The organism is Candidatus Pelagibacter communis (assembly GCF_001180025.1).
Classification (GTDB): Bacteria; Pseudomonadota; Alphaproteobacteria; order Pelagibacterales; family Pelagibacteraceae; genus Pelagibacter; species Pelagibacter ubique_A.
The window spans coordinates 1-1,128 of the sequence record NZ_CVSK01000070.1; the positions used below are offsets into that span (position 1 = coordinate 1).

2 protein-coding genes are annotated in these 1,128 nt (G+C 28.6%); both read left to right on the forward strand.

Annotated elements, in window-relative coordinates:
• Positions 1-887 (forward strand): GTPase (locus AMN83_RS04070; RefSeq protein WP_075504404.1); only part of this gene is annotated, 887 nt, incomplete at its 5' end.
• A gap of 117 nt (positions 888-1,004) precedes the next feature.
• Positions 1,005-1,128, forward strand: a 124-nt coding sequence (locus tag AMN83_RS04075; RefSeq protein ID WP_143323643.1) for an FAD-dependent oxidoreductase, incomplete at its 3' end; no start/stop codon positions are given.

Below are 1,128 nucleotides of genomic sequence, written 5' to 3' on the forward strand. Positions count from 1 at the left end.
AGTCAGCAGATCAATTTAATTTTCTAAGGGAAAAACTTTTAAAAATTTTATCACATGTTGAAGCTAAAATTGATTTTCCAGATGAAGATTTACCAAACAATATTTTAAATGAAATTAAAAAAAATTCAGATGAAGTTATAATCAAAATTAAAAAAATATTAAACGATCATAAAGTTGGAGAAAGAATTAGAGAAGGTTTTAAGATTGCAATCTTAGGCCCAACTAATGCTGGAAAGTCTAGTTTAATGAATCATTTGTCTAATAGAGACGTTGCAATTGTTTCTGAAATTGCCGGCACTACAAGGGATGTAATAGAAACACATCTTAATATTGATGGTTATCCAGTTATAATTTCTGACACAGCTGGAATAAGAGTCTCTAAAGATGAAATAGAAAAGAAAGGTATTAAGTTATCTCTTAATAGAGCAGAAGAAGCAGATTTAAAGCTTGTCATGATTGACGCCAAAAACCTTGATTTTACTGATGTTTTGAAGGATTTGTTAAATGAAAATGCAATTTTAGTTATAAATAAGTCTGATCTTTTGGAAAAAGATATTGATCCAGAAATCAAAAAAAAAAATCATGTTTTAATTTCAATCAAAGAAAATAAAAATATTGAAGAATTAATTCTTAAAATAAAAAATAATTTAAAAAATAAATTTATTACTAGTGATGATATTTTAATTACAAGAGAGAGGCACAGGCAACATTTGCAACAGTGTTTGGATCATCTAAATAACTTTAATCAAAAAACAGAAATCGAAGACTTTGATAAAGCTGCAGAAGATTTAAGATTGGCTACTAGACATTTAGGTATGATAGTTGGAAAAGTTGATGTAGAGGAGATATTAGGTAGTATTTTCAACGATTTTTGTATCGGCAAGTAATACCCTATTTTGCTGTCTTTTTGCACATTTTCTATTAAAAAATGTTGATAAATAAGGCTTATTTACAAAAAATTAAGCCTATCTTGTAAATTATATAATCACATATAGATTTGGATTATGAAAAATGATTTGTCATTTGATGTAGTTGTAATTGGAGGAGGTCATGCCGGATGTGAAGCTGCAGCAGCTTCTGCTCGTCTTGGAGTGAGCACTGCCCTTTTCACCCACAAAATAGAAACCA